This window comes from Shewanella sp. GD03713, from assembly GCF_029843705.1.
Classification (GTDB): domain Bacteria; phylum Pseudomonadota; class Gammaproteobacteria; order Enterobacterales; family Shewanellaceae; genus Shewanella.
Genome location: NZ_JAOCIW010000001.1, coordinates 2073076 through 2089491, shown reverse-complemented (window position 1 = coordinate 2089491; position 16416 = coordinate 2073076). Strand labels below are relative to the sequence as shown.

General features: G+C 49.0%; 17 protein-coding genes. 5 read left to right on the top strand and 12 right to left on the bottom strand.

Annotated elements, in window-relative coordinates; genetic code table 11:
• Positions 1–144: 144 nt before the first annotated feature.
• The 9 genes from N5E87_RS09350 to apbC form a co-directional block, all read right to left on the bottom strand.
• The gene (locus N5E87_RS09350) at positions 145–933 is read right to left on the bottom strand and encodes a YchF/TatD family DNA exonuclease (RefSeq protein WP_086903593.1); all 789 of its coding nucleotides are present in this window, start codon (positions 931–933) and stop codon (positions 145–147) included.
• Positions 934–1294: 361 nt separating this feature from the next.
• Entirely contained in the window at positions 1295–1621 is a 327-nt protein-coding gene (locus tag N5E87_RS09345) for a PilZ domain-containing protein (protein WP_011622439.1), read from the bottom strand.
• A 6-nt stretch (positions 1622–1627) separates the two neighbouring features.
• Positions 1628–2584 (bottom strand): DNA polymerase III subunit delta', encoded by a 957-nt coding sequence (gene holB, locus N5E87_RS09340; RefSeq protein ID WP_086903592.1) that lies wholly within the window; start codon positions 2582–2584, stop codon positions 1628–1630.
• Positions 2578–3207, bottom strand: a complete 630-nt coding sequence (gene tmk, locus N5E87_RS09335) for a dTMP kinase (protein ID WP_086903591.1) — start codon at positions 3205–3207, stop codon at positions 2578–2580. The genes holB and tmk overlap by 7 nt, the downstream gene beginning before the upstream one ends.
• Positions 3204–4214, bottom strand: a complete 1011-nt coding sequence (mltG, locus tag N5E87_RS09330) for an endolytic transglycosylase MltG (RefSeq protein ID WP_011622436.1) — start codon at positions 4212–4214, stop codon at positions 3204–3206. Before mltG ends, tmk begins: the two co-directional genes overlap by 4 nt.
• The gene (gene pabC, locus N5E87_RS09325; RefSeq protein ID WP_055648413.1) at positions 4211–5020 is read right to left on the bottom strand and encodes an aminodeoxychorismate lyase; all 810 of its coding nucleotides are present in this window, start codon (positions 5018–5020) and stop codon (positions 4211–4213) included. The genes mltG and pabC overlap by 4 nt, the downstream gene beginning before the upstream one ends.
• A gap of 5 nt (positions 5021–5025) precedes the next feature.
• Entirely contained in the window at positions 5026–5607 is a 582-nt protein-coding gene (gene dcd / locus N5E87_RS09320; protein WP_055648412.1) for a dCTP deaminase, read from the bottom strand.
• A 29-nt stretch (positions 5608–5636) separates the two neighbouring features.
• Positions 5637–6275 carry a uridine kinase gene (gene udk, locus N5E87_RS09315; RefSeq protein WP_011072566.1) on the bottom strand — a complete coding sequence of 213 codons (639 nt, stop codon included), beginning with the start codon at positions 6273–6275 and terminating at the stop codon, positions 5637–5639.
• 11 nt (positions 6276–6286) lie between these two features.
• Positions 6287–7402 (bottom strand): iron-sulfur cluster carrier protein ApbC, encoded by a 1116-nt coding sequence (apbC, locus tag N5E87_RS09310; protein ID WP_011625975.1) that lies wholly within the window; start codon positions 7400–7402, stop codon positions 6287–6289.
• A 160-nt stretch (positions 7403–7562) separates the two neighbouring features.
• Between apbC and metG the strand changes: the two genes are divergently transcribed.
• Positions 7563–9593 (top strand): methionine--tRNA ligase, encoded by a 2031-nt coding sequence (gene metG / locus N5E87_RS09305; RefSeq protein WP_086903590.1) that lies wholly within the window; start codon positions 7563–7565, stop codon positions 9591–9593.
• A gap of 290 nt (positions 9594–9883) precedes the next feature.
• A complete protein-coding gene (locus N5E87_RS09300) occupies positions 9884–10840 on the top strand; it encodes an AEC family transporter (protein WP_023267346.1) in 957 nt (318 codons plus the stop codon).
• 109 nt (positions 10841–10949) lie between these two features.
• Here N5E87_RS09300 and N5E87_RS09295 read toward each other — a convergent pair whose 3' ends face one another.
• Positions 10950–11702 (bottom strand): Nif3-like dinuclear metal center hexameric protein, encoded by a 753-nt coding sequence (locus tag N5E87_RS09295; protein ID WP_086903589.1) that lies wholly within the window; start codon positions 11700–11702, stop codon positions 10950–10952.
• Positions 11703–11762: 60 nt separating this feature from the next.
• Positions 11763–12233 (bottom strand): glycine zipper 2TM domain-containing protein, encoded by a 471-nt coding sequence (locus N5E87_RS09290; protein ID WP_086903588.1) that lies wholly within the window; start codon positions 12231–12233, stop codon positions 11763–11765.
• A gap of 54 nt (positions 12234–12287) precedes the next feature.
• On the opposite strand from N5E87_RS09290, the gene aat reads away from it, so the two are divergent.
• The 3 genes from aat (at position 12288) to infA (ending at position 14005) form a co-directional block, all read left to right on the top strand.
• Positions 12288–12998: a leucyl/phenylalanyl-tRNA--protein transferase gene (gene aat, locus N5E87_RS09285; protein ID WP_279775269.1), complete on the top strand. Its 711-nt coding sequence runs from the start codon at positions 12288–12290 to the stop codon at positions 12996–12998.
• On the top strand, positions 12988–13704 hold the full coding sequence (locus tag N5E87_RS09280; protein ID WP_086903586.1) for an arginyltransferase: 717 nt from the start codon (positions 12988–12990) through the stop codon (positions 13702–13704). The genes aat and N5E87_RS09280 overlap by 11 nt, the downstream gene beginning before the upstream one ends.
• Positions 13705–13786: 82 nt before the next feature.
• Positions 13787–14005, top strand: coding sequence for a translation initiation factor IF-1 (gene infA / locus N5E87_RS09275; protein WP_006081934.1), 219 nt, complete (start codon positions 13787–13789; stop codon positions 14003–14005).
• 104 nt (positions 14006–14109) lie between these two features.
• On the opposite strand, the gene clpA is transcribed toward infA, so the two are convergent.
• Entirely contained in the window at positions 14110–16377 is a 2268-nt protein-coding gene (gene clpA, locus N5E87_RS09270) for an ATP-dependent Clp protease ATP-binding subunit ClpA (RefSeq protein ID WP_086903585.1), read from the bottom strand.
• Between the last annotated feature and the right edge of the window lie 39 nt (positions 16378–16416).

Here is a 16416-nt window from a genome sequence, read left to right as displayed (position 1 = left end):
GAATCGTTTTGGGCCTTTTTTTATGGGCTTACGCCTAATCGAGTTTAGCTTTTATTTATGGAGCAAACTTTATCGACTAGCACTTTACTCACAACGCGTAAGTAAAAGCTTAGCCTTTGCGGACTCAACCAAGTGTTACACGTCTTATCGGCCGATTAAACGGGCCGCATCCTTAAACAAGTTAAAGAAGTTCTCACTGGTGTACTCGGCAAGCTCTTCGTAACGCTCTGCGCGCAGCTCTGCCACAAACTCGGCCACATCACGCACATAGGCAGGTTGATTCTCCTGCCCACGGTGTGGAATAGGTGCAAGATAAGGCGAATCGGTTTCCACCAATAAACGCTCTTTCGGCACTTTACGGATCACGGTTCTTAACTCACCGGCATTTTTAAAGGTCACAATGCCAGAAACGGAAATATAAAAACCTAAATCAATCGCCGCCTTGGCCATTTCCCAGTTTTCCGTAAAGCAATGCAACACGCCACCGACTTTGTCCGCCTGCCCCGCTTTGAGCATGTTGATGGTGTCTTCACGGGCGTCACGGGTATGCACAATCAGCGGCTTATTGACTTCAACCGCCAAGGCTATTTGTTGCTCAAAACACTGTTGTTGCAGGGCTTTGGTCTCATCGGCATAAAAATAATCTAAGCCGGTTTCACCAATAGCCACCACTTTTGGATCCATCGCGAAACGGCGAATTTGCTCAACATCGAGGCCGTCTTTCACATCCAGCGGATGCACGCCCGAAGACAAAAAAACTTGCTCGAAAGCAGCAACCTTGTCACGCATCGACTCGAATCCCTGCTGGCGCACATTGACACAGAGCATATAGTCGACACCGCGCGCCTTAGCGTTAGCGAGGATGAGTTCTAAGGTTTGTTGATCGGGCGCCGCTTTCAGGCGATCGAGATGGCAATGTGAATCGATAAGCACAGCAATTTCCACACAGTGAAACAAAAAAGGAGCACAAGGATACTCAGCGATGGGATCGAGGTCAAATTCCGCTAATGCTCACTCAGCACTAAATAACCTGAGCTCGGGATAAGTAGAGCCGCTGAATAGGCATCTTTTCGGGCCTCTCTGCGTTGCTCTGTCTAACCATAGCTCGCTATGGCGTACGACAGAGCGCCTTGATATGCGCAAAAATCTGCGCATTCAGTCAAAAAAAGATTGAAACCTTTAAAAACAATAAGTTACTTGGTTTGCGTGGATTGTTAAATTTAGATTTTCGACACTCGCTACCCCGAGTTCAGGTTAAATACTCAGTGTAGGCCCTAGCGAAGCACAATAGAAATTACATAGTGCAAGTTAAGTCGCCCGAAGCGAGCTCTCGGGATAACAATTTTTCGATATGGTGTTTATGGCTGTCGGGATCAGAAACGATTTTAATCCCAATCCCCACAGGACGGCCACCCGATGCGCCCAGCGGATTAATCCACACAACCACGCCACGGAACTCGTTGGAGGTGGTCGCGCCGGGTAAACGATAGGCGATGGTTAACGTCTCACCGAGGTAATGGGTTTCCCCGGTGGCGACAAACAGCCCTGCCGGTTTGATAAACGGCATATAGGCGCGGTAAAGCTGATGTAAGGTATCAAAATTTACGACAAGATCGACCATGGCATGTTACTTATTTGTTATTTCTCTATATTCTAAGACATAACTTTGACACAAGCCTAAATAATTGACACTCGGCATTGCACTTAAGCTATGACACATTCCCATGATTTTCGCCGCCAAGTTCCCTATTTGCGCTTGCACAAACGCATCTTGGTCGCCGTACTTCAATAAAATTTGTCTCAGGAGTAAGTATAAAACCTTAAGAGCATCAATGATCTGTTGTTCACTTATCGTTAACAAACTAGCACACAGATGGCCTGACGACAAACTTTGCGCCCAATCTTTGCGAAAACCTAACAAAGTTTGATAGCGACTCGGTTGTGTCCCATCTGTTTGCAAACTTTCGGCCAACTTTAATGGGCCGCCAACCACACTTAAACACCAAGTCACATCCTCTTGGATCTGGCTGTGCTGAATTAACCAGTTTTTGATCAACATCTTAGACGGCGCCACAAACGAAAGCCGTTGGCAGCGACTGCTGATCGTTGGCATTAAACGCGCGGGCGTATCGGAATGTAATAGCAGTAAAGTGTCTTTGCCCGGCTCTTCGAGCGTCTTGAGTAACGCATTGGCGGAAGCTGAGTTCAGGCGCTCGCTGTGGTGAATAATGGCGACACGCCGACCACTCTGCTGGGCGGTTGCACTCAGGCGAGTACACAGCTCACGGATTTGGTCGACTTTAATTTGATGACCATCGGCCTCAATTTGATAAAAATCAGGGTGGTTACCCGCATCAAATAACTGGCAAGACTTACAAAAACCGCATCCGCCAGTGGGAGTGGGTTGTGAGCACATGGCGGCGCGCGCCATAAACACACTCAAGAGTTCACCACCATAGGCGGAATCGATACCCACGAGTTGCGCGTGGGGGACTTTTTGGATTTGTAACTGGGTTAAAAACGCCTGTCTTGGCGCATCGAGCCAAGGCAGGGTTAATACATCAAATCCGCTTTGCGTTACCATGCCATCGCCTGTAACACGGCCAGAATATCTTTATGCACTTCGGCCATGGTTTGGCTGGCATCGATGACGACAATCTGCTCATCTTCGTTGGCAAGCTTGAGGTAAGTTGCGCGCGCCCGTTCAAAAAAGTCGATGGCTTGTTGCTCGATTCTATCAAGCTCGCCCCGCTTTGCTGCGCGCTGCAATCCAAGCTTAGGGTCAAGGTCAAGATAGAGGGTTAAATCGGGTTTAAAGCCTTTGAGCGTCGCGGTACTCACGGCTTCGACTAAGGGCATTAAGCCGCGTCCACCACCTTGGTAAGCTAAGGACGACAAATTATGCCTATCCCCTAACACCCACTTGCCTTCTGCCAGTGCAGGTTTGATCACATTGGCGACGAGCTGAGCTCTAGCGGCGTAGATCAATAAACATTCGGACTCATCACACAGAGGATCGCTTGGGTCGGCAATTTTCACTAAGTCACGAATACGCTCGGCCAGCGGCGTACCGCCTGGCTCGCGGGTGCAAACAGGTGCGAGGCCAGTATGCTTTTCAATAAAATCGCGAATAAGGGCAATCGCACTCGATTTGCCTGCGCCTTCCAGTCCTTCAACAACGATGAATTTGGCGGATGCTTGGGTCATTTTTTCTTTCTCTGATAAATATCGACGGCGCGGTTATGCTCTTCCAAGGTGGTCGAAAACACATGGGTGCCATCGTTGCGCGACACAAAATACAAATAACTGACCTTGGCAGGCTTAGACACCGCCTGCAATGATGCCTTACTCGGCGCTGCAATCGGCGTTGGCGGTAAACCGAAAATCCGGTAAGTGTTAAAAGGGGTCTCTTCGACGAGATCTTTACGGGTGATATTGCCTTTAAATCTGTCCCCCATGCCATAAATGACCGTGGGATCGGTTTGCAGCTTCATCCCCAGATTGAGTCGATTGATAAAGACACCGGCGATTTGATCGCGCTCGAAGGCTTGGCCAGTTTCTTTCTCAACAATCGATGCCAAGATCAGCATCTGGTAGGGCGATTTAAGTGGTAAACCGGGCACACGCTCCGCCCATGCTTTGGCAAGCTCCTGCTCCATCATCTTATAACTTTGGGTGAGCAGCGTCTTAGCATCGCTATCGGCGGTGTAATGGTAAGTATCGGGGAAGAATTTACCTTCGGGCAGCGCCGAATCGTCGCCCTGCTCCATCAATACCGCACTAAAGACTTCAGGAGACAACTGTAAGTGCGGCGCACTCGCGAGTTGTTGCTCCCACTCGGCAATGGTTTTGCCTTCGACTAAGGTCAGGCTGAAGGTTTTCACCTTACCATTCACTAAATCATTGAGTAAGTCGGCAATCGACTGCGAAGGAGACATCTCGTAAAGACCGGTACGGATCTTCGCCAGTTCTGGGCGCAATCTCAGTAACCATTTGAGTTTCCACTTGTCTTGGATAACACCATCGGTTTCTAACTGTTGGGCCAACTGGTGCACGCTGGTGCCACGGGCAATGGTTAATTCTTTGGCTTCGGTTAGGACTAAGGGGGTTTGGCTGTAATCAATAATCGTTCGATAGCCCCAATAACCAACCAAACAAGCTAAAGTCAGCAAGGTCAACAACGTAGAACTTGCGATCAGAATGATTTTTTTCATAGTGAGAGTGAAAGTGTTTGTCTAAGATCTGCTGTCAAAGGAGAAGGAGTAAAAGTGTGCGAGTCAATCGCCAGCACATCCACTACGCCTAAGACGCTGTTAGTGATAAATGCCGAGTCAAACTCCACTAAACGCTCGGCGCCAAACGGCAAACAATTGATATTCATCTGCTGTGCAAGTAAGGCTAACATAACTTGCTCGCGCATCACACCCGCGACGCCGCAGCGTTCCAACGACGGGGTAATCACTTGATTGCCTTTGACAAAAAAGATATTCGCCATCGAAGACTCTATCACCTGCCCAGTGCAATCCAGCACCAACCAATCATCAAAACCTTGGGCTAAGGGCTGGGATTTGATCAACACTTGCTCGAGGCGATTAAGGTGCTTTATGCCCGCCAATAAGGGTTGATGACCTAATTGGACCGCTGACGTCGCAAGGCGAATGCCCTGTTGCTGCCACAAGGCATATTGGGCAGGAATAGGATGAACTGAGACGACTTCAGTGACTTGAACCAGCTCTGGCGGCGCATAGCCACGGCCACCCACGCCCCGTGTGAGCATCAATTTAATACAGTGCTGTGGGTATTGCTTGGCGAGAGTATCGAGTTGTTGGCTTAGGGCTTGACTCATTTGCCAGTCAAACCCTAGCCGCGCAGCGCCTGCCGTAAGACGGGCTTGGTGCTGCTCAAAAAACAAAATGCCATGCGCATCGGTTCGCATCGTGGCAAATAGGCCATCACCATAGGCAAGCCCTCTGTCCATGGGAGCAATGCTTGCCTGTGATACCCCATTAACCCAAATCAAGGGTATTAGTCCTGACTGATACGGCTGGCGACCGCATCTTGCTGATCTTTATATTTCGCGTTTTTACGCTTGTTGTAAGGACGCGCCACTGGGCCACTTAAACGTTCAAAGTTTAACGCACCAATAGTCATCCGTGGACGCAGCGCCAAAGGCAACTTACCACTGTTATAAAACTCAAGCACGATTTTACCCTGCCAACCCGGATCAATTCGGTGTGCAGTGACGTGCACCATCAGGCCTAAACGCGCCAGTGAAGAGCGGCCATCGAGCCAACCGACGATATCGGCTGGCAGCGTCACGCTTTCATAGGTCACGGCGAGCGCCAATTCACCGGGATGGAGGAAGAAGGCTTCGCCGTCAGGGATTTCGATGATTTCGCTCATCACCCGATCAAGCGCCGCCTGCACTTCCGTACTCGGACCACTCAGGTCGATAAAAGGCGCGGTATGATCTTTAAAGACCCGAAATTGCCCCCCTAATCGCACATCGACACTCACACCAGAAATCGCATCGTTGCTTGGGCGAGGTTCAATCACAATCGTGCCGTTATCAAGGGCCTGTTCAATTTCGATATCGGTTAAGCGCATCTTGCCTTTTACTCCCTGAGTTTTAGTCGTTATTTTGCCAGTAGATGTTGAATACGAGTCTTCAAAATATCGGTCGCGATACGGTTTTTACCACCACGAGGCACGATAATATCAGCGTATTGTTTTGAAGGTTCAATAAATTGCAGGAACATAGGACGCACTGTCTTCTTGTACTGTGAAATCACCGATTCCATTGTACGGCCACGCTCGGCCACGTCGCGGGTTAAGCGGCGCAGGAAGCAAATGTCCAGCGGCGTATCCATAAACACGCTCGCATCCATCAATTCACGCAATTTAGGGTCTGTTAACAGCAGGATGCCTTCTAAAATGATCACTTTTTTCGGCGTCATTTTTACGGTTTCGGCCATACGCGTATGTTCGGTATAACTATAGCAAGGAATATCAACAGCTTCGCCAGACTTTAGCAACTGCAAGTGCGTGCATAGCAGCTGATGGTCTAACGCTTTGGGATGGTCGTAGTTTGTTAACACACGCTCATCCATGGATAAATGACTCTGATCGCGGTAGTACGCGTCTTCGTTAATTACCCCAATCTGATCTGTGCCTAAATCGCGGCGAAGTTCGTCAAAAATCGTCTTGGCAATTAAACTCTTGCCCGATGCTGACGCGCCAGCAATTGCAATAATGACACACTGCTGAGAATTCATACCCTTAAACCTTACTCGTCATCTGATACGCTAATAGAAACTGTTTTTTGGCTCTGTTTGAGAGCCAATTCGGCGCCCACTTTACGGGCAATTTCCCGATAAAGTGCTGCCACTTCACTGTCAGGTTCGGCTACAACCGTCGGCGCCCCCACATCCATGGCTTCACGGATATTGATGTGCAGCGGTAAGGCGCCTAACAGTGGAACTTGATAACGCTCGGCCATTTTACTGCCACCGTGCGTACCAAATGGGTGTTCTTTATGACCACACTCGGGGCATAAATGGAAACTCATATTCTCAACAATCCCGAGGACGGGAATATTCACCTTCTGGAACATGGTGATGCCTTTCTTGGCATCGGCCAGTGCGATGTCCTGCGGGGTAGTCACGATCACAGCGCCACTGACAGGCACTTTTTGCGACAGGGTCAATTGAATGTCGCCAGTCCCCGGCGGCATGTCGACCACCAGATAATCGAGTTCAGGCCACTGGGTTTCATTGAGCAGCTGCGCAAGCGCGCCCGCCGCCATAGGACCACGCCATACTGCGGCTTCATCACCACTTAACATAAAACCAATTGATTGAGCTGCAATACCGTGGGCACTGGCGGCGCTCATGTGTTTACCATCAAGGGAAACGGGTCTGAAGTTGGGGATCCCAAGCATTAATGGGACGGAAGGACCATAAATATCGGCATCTAAAATACCGACCTGGGCACCTTCGGCGGCCAGAGCTAAGGCAAGGTTAACCGCTGTGGTCGATTTACCCACACCGCCTTTGCCGGACGCGACGGCAATCACTTGCTTCACATTCGCAATGGGTGCAATAGAGGCAATCGCCGAATACACTTTTGGTTGGAAATCGATTTCACACTCAACTTCGTCGATGGCATCCAGCACCGCGAGTTTGTTGGTGATTGCCATGACAGTATCACGATATTGCGTCATGCAAGGGTATGGATAGACTAAGCCAAGCTGCAAACGCTTACCTTCAATCGCCAATTTATTCACGCATCCTGCGCTCACTAACCCCTTCGCTAAATACGGGTCGATATATGCATCGAGAATGGCCAGAACGGGCCCGAGAAGATCGTCACTTAAACGATAATCAGTTTGAGTTGAAGACAAAAGAATTACCCCCACCAATAAATTTGCCCAAGTGTACCAGATAATGACAAAAACATTAGCGCAGATTTAACCCAATCGACTCAGGTTTTGATGAAAATCATCCTGTAATCGGTTAGTATCTCTACCATTATTTTTGGCCCACCACGATATTTGAGACAAGATGGCAACTTCACAACGTAAAATTCTCGTGACCAGCGCACTTCCCTACGCGAACGGACCGATTCATTTAGGTCACATGCTGGAATACATCCAGACGGATATCTGGTCGCGTTATCAAAAGCTTCGTGGACATGAGTGCCACTATATTTGTGCCGATGACGCCCACGGCACACCGATTATGCTCAAGGCGCAACAATTAGGCATGGCGCCTGAAGAAATGATCGCGCAAGTCAACAAAGAGCATCAGCAAGATTTCGCCGATTTTAATATCGCCTTCGATAATTATCACAGCACCCACAGTGAAGAAAACCGCGTGCTGGCGAGCGATATTTACTTAAAACTGCGCGCTAATGGCTATATCAAGAGCAAGAGCATTTCGCAATTATTTGACCCTGAAAAGTCGATGTTCCTGCCAGACCGCTTCGTAAAAGGCACCTGCCCTAAGTGTAAATCACCGGATCAATACGGCGATAACTGTGATGCCTGCGGCGCAACTTACAGCCCAACTGAGCTGATTAATCCTAAGTCGGCCGTCTCTGGCGCGACACCTGTAATGAAGGACACTGAGCACTTCTTCTTCGATTTACCCGCCTTCGAAGACATGCTCAAAGAGTGGACTCGCTCGGGTGCGCTGCAAACCGAAATGGCCAACAAACTCGATGAATGGTTCGAACAGGGCCTGCAGCAATGGGACATCACCCGCGATGCACCTTACTTTGGTTTTGAGATCCCAGATGCACCGGGCAAATACTTCTACGTATGGTTAGATGCACCTATCGGCTACATGGGCTCATTCAAAAACCTCTGTGACAAACGCCCAGAGCTGAGCTTTGACGAATTTTGGGCAAAGGATTCTAAGGCCGAAGTTTACCACTTTATCGGTAAAGACATCGTTTACTTCCACAGCCTGTTCTGGCCAGCGATGCTCCATGGCTCGGGCTACCGTCAACCTAACAGCGTCTACGCCCACGGTTATGTTACAGTAAACGGCGCTAAGATGTCTAAATCTAAGGGCACCTTTATTAAGGCGCGCACCTATTTAGACCACTTAGATCCTGAATACTTACGCTACTACTACGCCGCCAAGCTGAGCAGCCGTATCGACGATCTCGACCTGAATTTAGAAGACTTCGTTCAGCGCGTAAACTCAGACTTAGTTGGCAAACTCGTTAACCTAGCGTCTCGTACTGCAGGCTTTATCACTAAGCGTTTCGATGGCAAGTTGGCCAAGATAGCCGACACCACGCTCACGGATGCGTTTTTAGCTAAGCAAGAGCAAATCGCCGAGTTTTATGAAACCCGCGAATACGGTAAAGCGATGCGCGAAATCATGGCACTAGCCGATATCGCCAACGGTTTTGTCGCCGATGCGGCGCCTTGGCAGTTAGTGAAGCAAGACGATCAACAGGAAGCCGCGCACCAAGTGTGCTCGAACGCCCTGAACCTGTTCCGTATTCTGGTCACTTACTTAAAACCTGTATTGCCACGTTTAGCGCTGGATGTTGAAGCCTTCTTCCAACAGACCTTAACTTGGGATAGCTTAGGCCAAGATATGGCGGGACACGAAATTGCACCATTCAAAGCCATGATGCAACGTGTTGAATTAGACAAGGTTAACGCTATGGTGGCCGACTCTAAAGAAAACCTGCAAGCCACGAGCGAGCCTGAAGCGCCTAAGGGCCCATTGGCGAGCGATCCGATTAGCGACACCATTAACTATGAAGATTTCGCTAAAATCGATCTGCGTATTGCCCGTATTGTCAAAGCCGAGCATGTGGCCGAAGCAGACAAACTGTTAAAACTGCAATTGGATATCGGCGGCGAAACCCGTCAGGTATTTGCGGGCATTAAATCGGCCTACTCACCTGAGGATCTCGAAGGTAAGTTGACTGTGATGGTCGCCAACCTTGCACCGCGTAAAATGCGTTTTGGCATGTCAGAAGGCATGGTACTGGCTGCAGGCCCTGGTGGCAGCGATTTATGGATTTTAGAACCCCATGAAGGCGCACAGCCTGGCATGCGTGTCAAGTAAAACACAGAGCACGACCCAAGCTACTGCTAAACCGACATAAGGCCGCATTAAATGCGGCCTTATTTGTTGGTAAAAACATCCCTTTACGCTTTTTCTGGGAGCCTAGCCGAATGCGCTCTCGACAAGCGGCTTACAGTGGGACACTATCGCGCCTGTGGCTAAGCGTTAATCGCGAGGCCGCAATCACTAAGCTGTCCTGGCTGAGCTGTAATCGTTGTTGTAATAGCTGTTGTAATAGCCAAGCCGCACTGTGTCGCGGCAACGCACTATGGAATTTTCGAGGAGAAGTTATGGGCAATATCATTGAGCAGTTGTTGTTTTCTGCTTCAATAACTGGTCCCATCTGTTTAATGTTAGCCTTAGGCGTGATGCTTAAACGCACCCAGGTGATTGATGAGCACTTTATTGATGTCGCCTCTAAGCTGGTTTTTAATGTCACCCTGCCCGCGCTGTTGTTTCTCAGCATCATTAGCTCGCACCACGATCTTGCCGCCAGTGCGCCGTTAATCGGTTATGGCTTATTAGCCAACTTACTGTTTTTTATTCTCTCGACCTACGCGACGAAACGATTTTTCCCCGAGCCGAAGGATCAAGGCGTCATCATTCAAGGGGGATTTAGAGCCAATACCGCCATTATCGGCTTAGCCTATGTCTCTAATGCCTATGGCGAATCAGGCGTTGCTTTAGCGGCCGTTTATGTGGCATCCATGACACTGCTCTACAATATCCAAGCCGTGATTTGTTTAAGCCCGCGGGGAGAAGAATCGAGCCGCCGCGCCTTTGCGGTGATCATTAAAACCATCACCAAAAACCCGCTGATCATTGCCATTATGCTCGGCATGCTGTTTTATCTGCTGGCGATCCCGGTTCCTAAAATGGTTCTCGATGCCGGACAATACTTTGCCAATATGACGCTCCCCTTAGCACTGCTGTGCACTGGCGGCTCACTGGATATTGGCTCGCTTAGACATGAAAAGTATTCCACTTGGTTCTCGACCGCCTTAAAACTGATCTTTGCGCCACTGTTCATCACCCTAGGAGCCTTGATACTTGGCTATCGCGGTGTTGAATTGGCCTTAGTGTTTTTGATGAGCGCCGCGCCCACGGCGGCCGCAAGTTATGTGATGGCGCGGGCCATGGGAGGAAATGCCACCCTAGCCGCCAATATTATCGCCCTCACCACAGTTTGCTCACTACTCACCTGCACCTTAGGCATTTTTATCCTATCGACCCTAGGGCTTATTTAAACTAAGGCTTATTCAAACTTAAGCTGACTGAAACTTAGGGGTAATTTACATAAGACAAAGGCGAGCATGGCTCGCCTTTTGTTTGCAAGATGTCGATAAGGCAACGCCATTAGACAGGGTTAGCGATATCCACAAAATGGTGCACTAAATTAAATTCGCGGGCGAGATGGCGCCCCAGCGCCTCAATACCAAAACGCTCAGTTGCATGGTGACCCGCTGCATAATAGTGAATACCCTGCTCCACCGCGCTGTGGAACGTCCGCTCGGACACTTCGCCACTGATAAACGCATCAACCCCAAGGCTTGCAGCAATATCGATATAATCCTGAGCGCCACCAGTACACCAAGCTAAGTGCTGGATTTCATCCGAACTTTCACCAATATGCAGTGGCGTTCTGCCAAGTACATCACCTAAGGTCGCGGCAAATTCACTGGCACTAACAGGTAAATCCAGTTTGCCACGCCACACGAGCCCCTGCGCCACATCTTCAACCGCTTCGGCATCGAGGATCCCAAGTTTGCGGCCGAGTGTGGCATTGTTGCCCAACATAGGGTGAGCATCTAAGGGCAAGTGATAGCCAAACAGGTTGATATCATGGGCGAGTAAGGCTTTGATCCGCCGCTGCTTCATGCCGGTGATCACCTCTGGTTCACTCTTCCAAAAAAAACCATGGTGAACCAAAATCGCATCGGCTTTGAGGCGAATCGCTTCATCGATTAACGCTTGGCACGCCGTCACACCTGTCACTATTGTGCGGATCTCTGCTTTCCCTTCAACCTGTAACCCATTCGGGGCGTAATCTTTAAAGGCCGATACGCGCAAAAAATCGGCTAAATATTGGGTTAGTTCTGTCCGTGTCATTCCATCACCGTTTACACTTTTTTATTGATTATAGGCAGTTACGCTTAAGTTCGTACTGTATCACATGGCTAAATCAACGCGAACCCCACCTTGCAGGTACACCACACGTACCTTATCTCCCGCATTGAATACCATGCCGGGATCATAATCTTGGATCACCATGACTTGCGTGCCATCTTCCTGAGTGATCATCAGCTCCACTAGCTTAAGTGATTGCACTGTCGTGCCACTACCATAACGATTACCCACACCAGCGCCAATCAAGGCCCCCAATACCGTTGCGATATCTTGTCCTGAGCCGCCACCAAATTGATGGCCAATCACCCCGCCCGCTAAGGCGCCACCAAAGGTTTTCCAACCTTGGTTTCTGTCTTCAATCAATTGGGTTTCGGTGATATTGCGTACCGAGTTGATATCGCCATAGAGGACTTTTTCGACCGGCACAGCCTGATTACGATCGTAGCCTGCTTGCACGGGAGAAATCACTAAAGCACAAATAAACATAAAGCTCGCTAGTGTAGGTTTCCACATATCCGAATTTCCGCTAACTTAATATAAGGGTCTATTACTGAATCATACGCAATTGTGAACTCACTGTCTTTTCTGAATCACGAATTTGAAGCTTTTCCTTCACCCGAACTCGCCCTAACCGATCCAAACGGCTTATTGGCGATAGGCGGTGATCTTCGACCTGAACGTTTATTAACCGCCTATTATCACGGCATTTTTCCTTGGTTTAACGCCGACGATCCCATCTTATGGTGGTCACCGGATCCCCGCGCCATTTTTATTCCTGGCCAAGTGAATATCAGTACCAGTTTACGCAAATATTTAAAAAAACAGCCCTGGCGATTCACCATCAACCATGCCTTTACCGATGTGATGGCGGGCTGCGCTCAACCTCGGCGTAAACAAGCCGGCACTTGGATAACCCATGAAATTCAAATGGCTTACCGCGAGTTACACCATAATGGCCATGCCCATTCCGTCGAAGTCTGGCACGGCGAGCGTTTAATTGGCGGCCTTTATGGCCTTGCTATCGGTCAAGTCTTTTGTGGGGAATCCATGTTCCACCGCGAAACCAACGCGTCAAAGGCGGCCATGGCAGTGCTACAACAGCATCTCATCACAATGAATTTTAAATTGATTGACGCACAGGTGATGAATCCCCACCTTGAGAGCTTGGGGGCCAAGCCAGTCAAACGCGCTGATTTTATTCAACTCTTGACTCAGTTTAGGGATAAGCCCGTCAACCCAGCGGCTTGGATACCGAGTGAGGTCACTCTTGAACTCTAACGCGAGTAACACGCCCATCGCCATTGGGATCAGCCAAATCTTCCCCTGCAGTTATCTTGATGGACAGCAGGAACAACTGTTGGTGATCCAAGAGGAAACCCTCGACCCCATTTTATTTGATCGCCTATTAGCCATAGGTTTTCGCCGCAGTGGCAGCGCCATTTATAAACCACGCTGTCCTCGTTGCAGTGCCTGTCAGCCGATTCGTCTGCCGATTAATGAATTCATGCCTTCTAAACGGCAAAAACGCACTTTAGCCCATAACCGCGATTTAACTTGGCGTATTACCTCAGAGCATACCGAGGCCCAATACGCCTTGTATGAAAAATACATTCGTGAGCGCCACTTCGATGGCCCCATGTTTCCTCCGAGTAAGTCGCAGTATGAGCAGTTCTTATTTTGCCATTGGCTACCTCCAACCTTTATCGAAGTCTATGATGGAAATCGACTTTTAGCAGTCGCAGTGACAGATACGCTCCCCAATAGTTTGTCGGCTATTTACAGTTATTTTGACCCCGATGAAGAACGTCGCTCCCTTGGCTCACTGCTCATTTTACTCCAGTGCCGCTTAGCAAAATTACAGGATAAAGAATTTCTTTATCTCGGGTATCAAATTGATGCAAATCGAAAAATGTCCTACAAGCGCTTATACCGCCCTTACCAGATTTTAACTCCCCAAGGCTGGGAGTATTCCCAAGTTTGCTAGGCACTTCCCCTTTACAGCAAGGTGAATTTGCGGCATGATACGCCCGTTTTTTATATTCGAAGGCTAATGGGATAACTAATTAATGGCGAAAGAAGACAACATTGAAATGCAAGGCACTATCCTTGAAACCTTGCCAAACACAATGTTCCGCGTAGAGCTTGAAAATGGTCATGTGGTGATAGCCCACATTTCTGGCAAAATGCGCAAAAACTACATCCGCATTCTGACTGGTGACAAAGTTACCGTTCAGTTGACTCCTTATGATCTGACCAAAGGTCGTATTGTCTTCCGCGCACGCTAATAGTACCCCTTAGTTGAAAAACCCGGCGAGGCCGGGTTTTTTTGTTGGCGAAAGATCAGAAAAATGGCTGCAATTGCAGCCATTTTTATTGGGTTTCACAGCATTTACGCTTTGCTGGTACTCTTCTCATGCCGCTCGGTGTGGATGACAATTTCCCCTTCCTTCGCATCGACATGGGCAATACCGCCATGTTCTAACGCACCGAAGAGGATCTCATCCGCTAACGGACGTTTAATCAGCTCAGTCACCACACGGGCCATTGGTCGTGCACCCATGCTCTTATCATAGCCTTTCTCGGCGAGTAAGGTTCTGGCTTCATCGCTAACTTCCAGCACCACATGTTTCGCATCCAGTTGTGCCTGCAATTCCACCAAGAATTTATCCACCACTTTGGCAATGATGGTCATGTCTAAATGGTTGAACCAAATGATGGAATCTAAGCGGTTACGAAACTCTGGTGAAAAGACCCGATTGATTTCCGACAGGGCATCTTGGGTATGATCCTGCTGCGTAAAGCCAATAGACTTACGGATCGTTTCCTGAACCCCTGCGTTTGTCGTCATCACTAAGGTGACATGCCTAAAGTCCGCCTTGCGACCGTTGTTATCGGTTAAGGTGCCGTGATCCATCACTTGCAGCAATAGGTTATACACATCGGGGTGAGCCTTCTCAATTTCATCGAGTAGCACCACGCAATGGGGATTCTTAATCACAGCATCGGTCAGTAAACCACCTTGGTCGTAGCCCACATAACCTGGAGGCGCACCAATTAAGCGAGAAACCGTATGGCTTTCCATGTACTCAGACATATCAAAGCGCACCAGTTTCATGCCAAGGCAACTGGCTAACTGATTGGTGACTTCTGTCTTACCAACCCCAGTTGGGCCCGCAAATAAGAAACTGCCCACAGGCTTTTTATCCGTACCTAACCCACTGCGAGATAAACGAATCGCCGAGCTTAAGGACTCAATTGCCTTGTCTTGACCAAAGACCACCATCTTGAGATTGCGCTCAAGATTACGCAGTAAGTCTTTGTCGGTGGCAGAGACAGACTTTTCTGGGATCCGAGCAATCTTAGCCACTATGGTTTCAATCTCGGCCTGACCGATGGTTTTCTTACGTTTGCTCTGTGGCAACATGGCCATTCGCGCACCCGCCTCATCGATCACATCGATGGCTTTATCGGGTAAATGCCGGTCATTAATGTGTTTTGCCGACAGCTCAGCCGCGCTATTAATCGCCGCTTGGGTATAACGCACTCCATGGTACTCTTCGTACTTAGCCTTAAGCCCCATGAGAATTTTTGTGGTTTCAGCTACTGAAGGCTCATTGATATCGACCTTCTGGAAACGACGCGCCAGTGCACGGTCCTTCTCAAAAATGCTTTGATATTCTTGGAAGGTGGTCGAGCCCATGCAACGCAAATTACCGCTCGATAATAATGGCTTAAGTAGGTTCGACGCATCCATCACCCCACCCGATGCGGCGCCCGCACCAATGATGGTGTGAATTTCATCGATAAATAAAATGGCGTGTTTATCGGCGCTGAGTTCCTTAAGCAGACTCTTGAAACGTTTTTCAAAATCGCCACGGTATTTAGTGCCAGCAAGCAAGGAGCCTAAGTCGAGGGAATAAACCGTCGCCTGTGACATCACCTCTGGCACTTGATTATTGACGATTCGATAGGCCAAGCCTTCGGCAATCGCAGTTTTACCCACGCCAGCCTCACCCACCAGTAGCGGATTATTTTTACGGCGACGACATAGGGTTTGAATTGCCCGTTCAATTTCTTGATCGCGGCCGATGAGTGGGTCGATAATCCCTTGCTTCGCAAGCTGGTTTAGATTGCTCGCAAACTGCGACAACATGCTACGCTCTTCACCCGCTTCGGTTTGATCTTCGATGCGTTCGTGATCTTGATGGGCGTCGCTGTCCTCATTTTTTGAAAAACCATGGGAAATATAGTTCACCACATCTAAACGACTGATGTCGCTGCGACGCAGCAAATACACAGCTTGGGATTCCTGCTCACTAAAAATCGCCACCAGCACATTGGCGCCAGTGACTTCATTGCGGCCCGAGGATTGCACATGGAAAACGGCGCGTTGCAGCACCCGCTGAAACCCAAGCGTTGGTTGGGTTTCTTTATCATCGTCCATATCCGCAATGATTGGGGTGGTTTGTTGGATAAAGCTTGCTACTTCATCTCTGAGTTTATCTAAATTCGCTCCACAGGCGATTAGCGCTTCTTGAGCCGCAGGGTTGTCTATCAGAGCCAATAACAGATGTTCAACTGTCATGTACTCGTGACGTGCCTCTCTGGCTTGCTGAAACGCCAGATTTAAGGTGACTTCCAGATCTTTGTTCAGCATAAGCACCCCCAAAATTAACAACTGACAACAGAGTAAGCG

What these genes read in the sequence shown, in the direction of transcription:
- metG (WP_086903590.1), top strand. Translation starts at nt 7,563, where the DNA reads ATGGCAACTTCACAACGTAAAATTCTCGTGACCAGCGCACTTCCCTAC.
- N5E87_RS09290 (WP_086903588.1), bottom strand. Translation starts at nt 12,233, where the DNA reads ATGTGGAAACCTACACTAGCGAGCTTTATGTTTATTTGTGCTTTAGTG.
- tmk (WP_086903591.1), bottom strand. Translation starts at nt 3,207, where the DNA reads ATGACCCAAGCATCCGCCAAATTCATCGTTGTTGAAGGACTGGAAGGC.
- holB (WP_086903592.1), bottom strand. Translation starts at nt 2,584, where the DNA reads ATGGTAACGCAAAGCGGATTTGATGTATTAACCCTGCCTTGGCTCGAT.
- dcd (WP_055648412.1), bottom strand. Translation starts at nt 5,607, where the DNA reads ATGCGCTTAACCGATATCGAAATTGAACAGGCCCTTGATAACGGCACG.
- mltG (WP_011622436.1), bottom strand. Translation starts at nt 4,214, where the DNA reads ATGAAAAAAATCATTCTGATCGCAAGTTCTACGTTGTTGACCTTGCTG.
- N5E87_RS09295 (WP_086903589.1), bottom strand. Translation starts at nt 11,702, where the DNA reads ATGACACGGACAGAACTAACCCAATATTTAGCCGATTTTTTGCGCGTA.
- infA (WP_006081934.1), top strand. Translation starts at nt 13,787, where the DNA reads ATGGCGAAAGAAGACAACATTGAAATGCAAGGCACTATCCTTGAAACC.
- clpA (WP_086903585.1), bottom strand. Translation starts at nt 16,377, where the DNA reads ATGCTGAACAAAGATCTGGAAGTCACCTTAAATCTGGCGTTTCAGCAA.
- udk (WP_011072566.1), bottom strand. Translation starts at nt 6,275, where the DNA reads ATGAATTCTCAGCAGTGTGTCATTATTGCAATTGCTGGCGCGTCAGCA.
- N5E87_RS09300 (WP_023267346.1), top strand. Translation starts at nt 9,884, where the DNA reads ATGGGCAATATCATTGAGCAGTTGTTGTTTTCTGCTTCAATAACTGGT.
- N5E87_RS09345 (WP_011622439.1), bottom strand. Translation starts at nt 1,621, where the DNA reads ATGGTCGATCTTGTCGTAAATTTTGATACCTTACATCAGCTTTACCGC.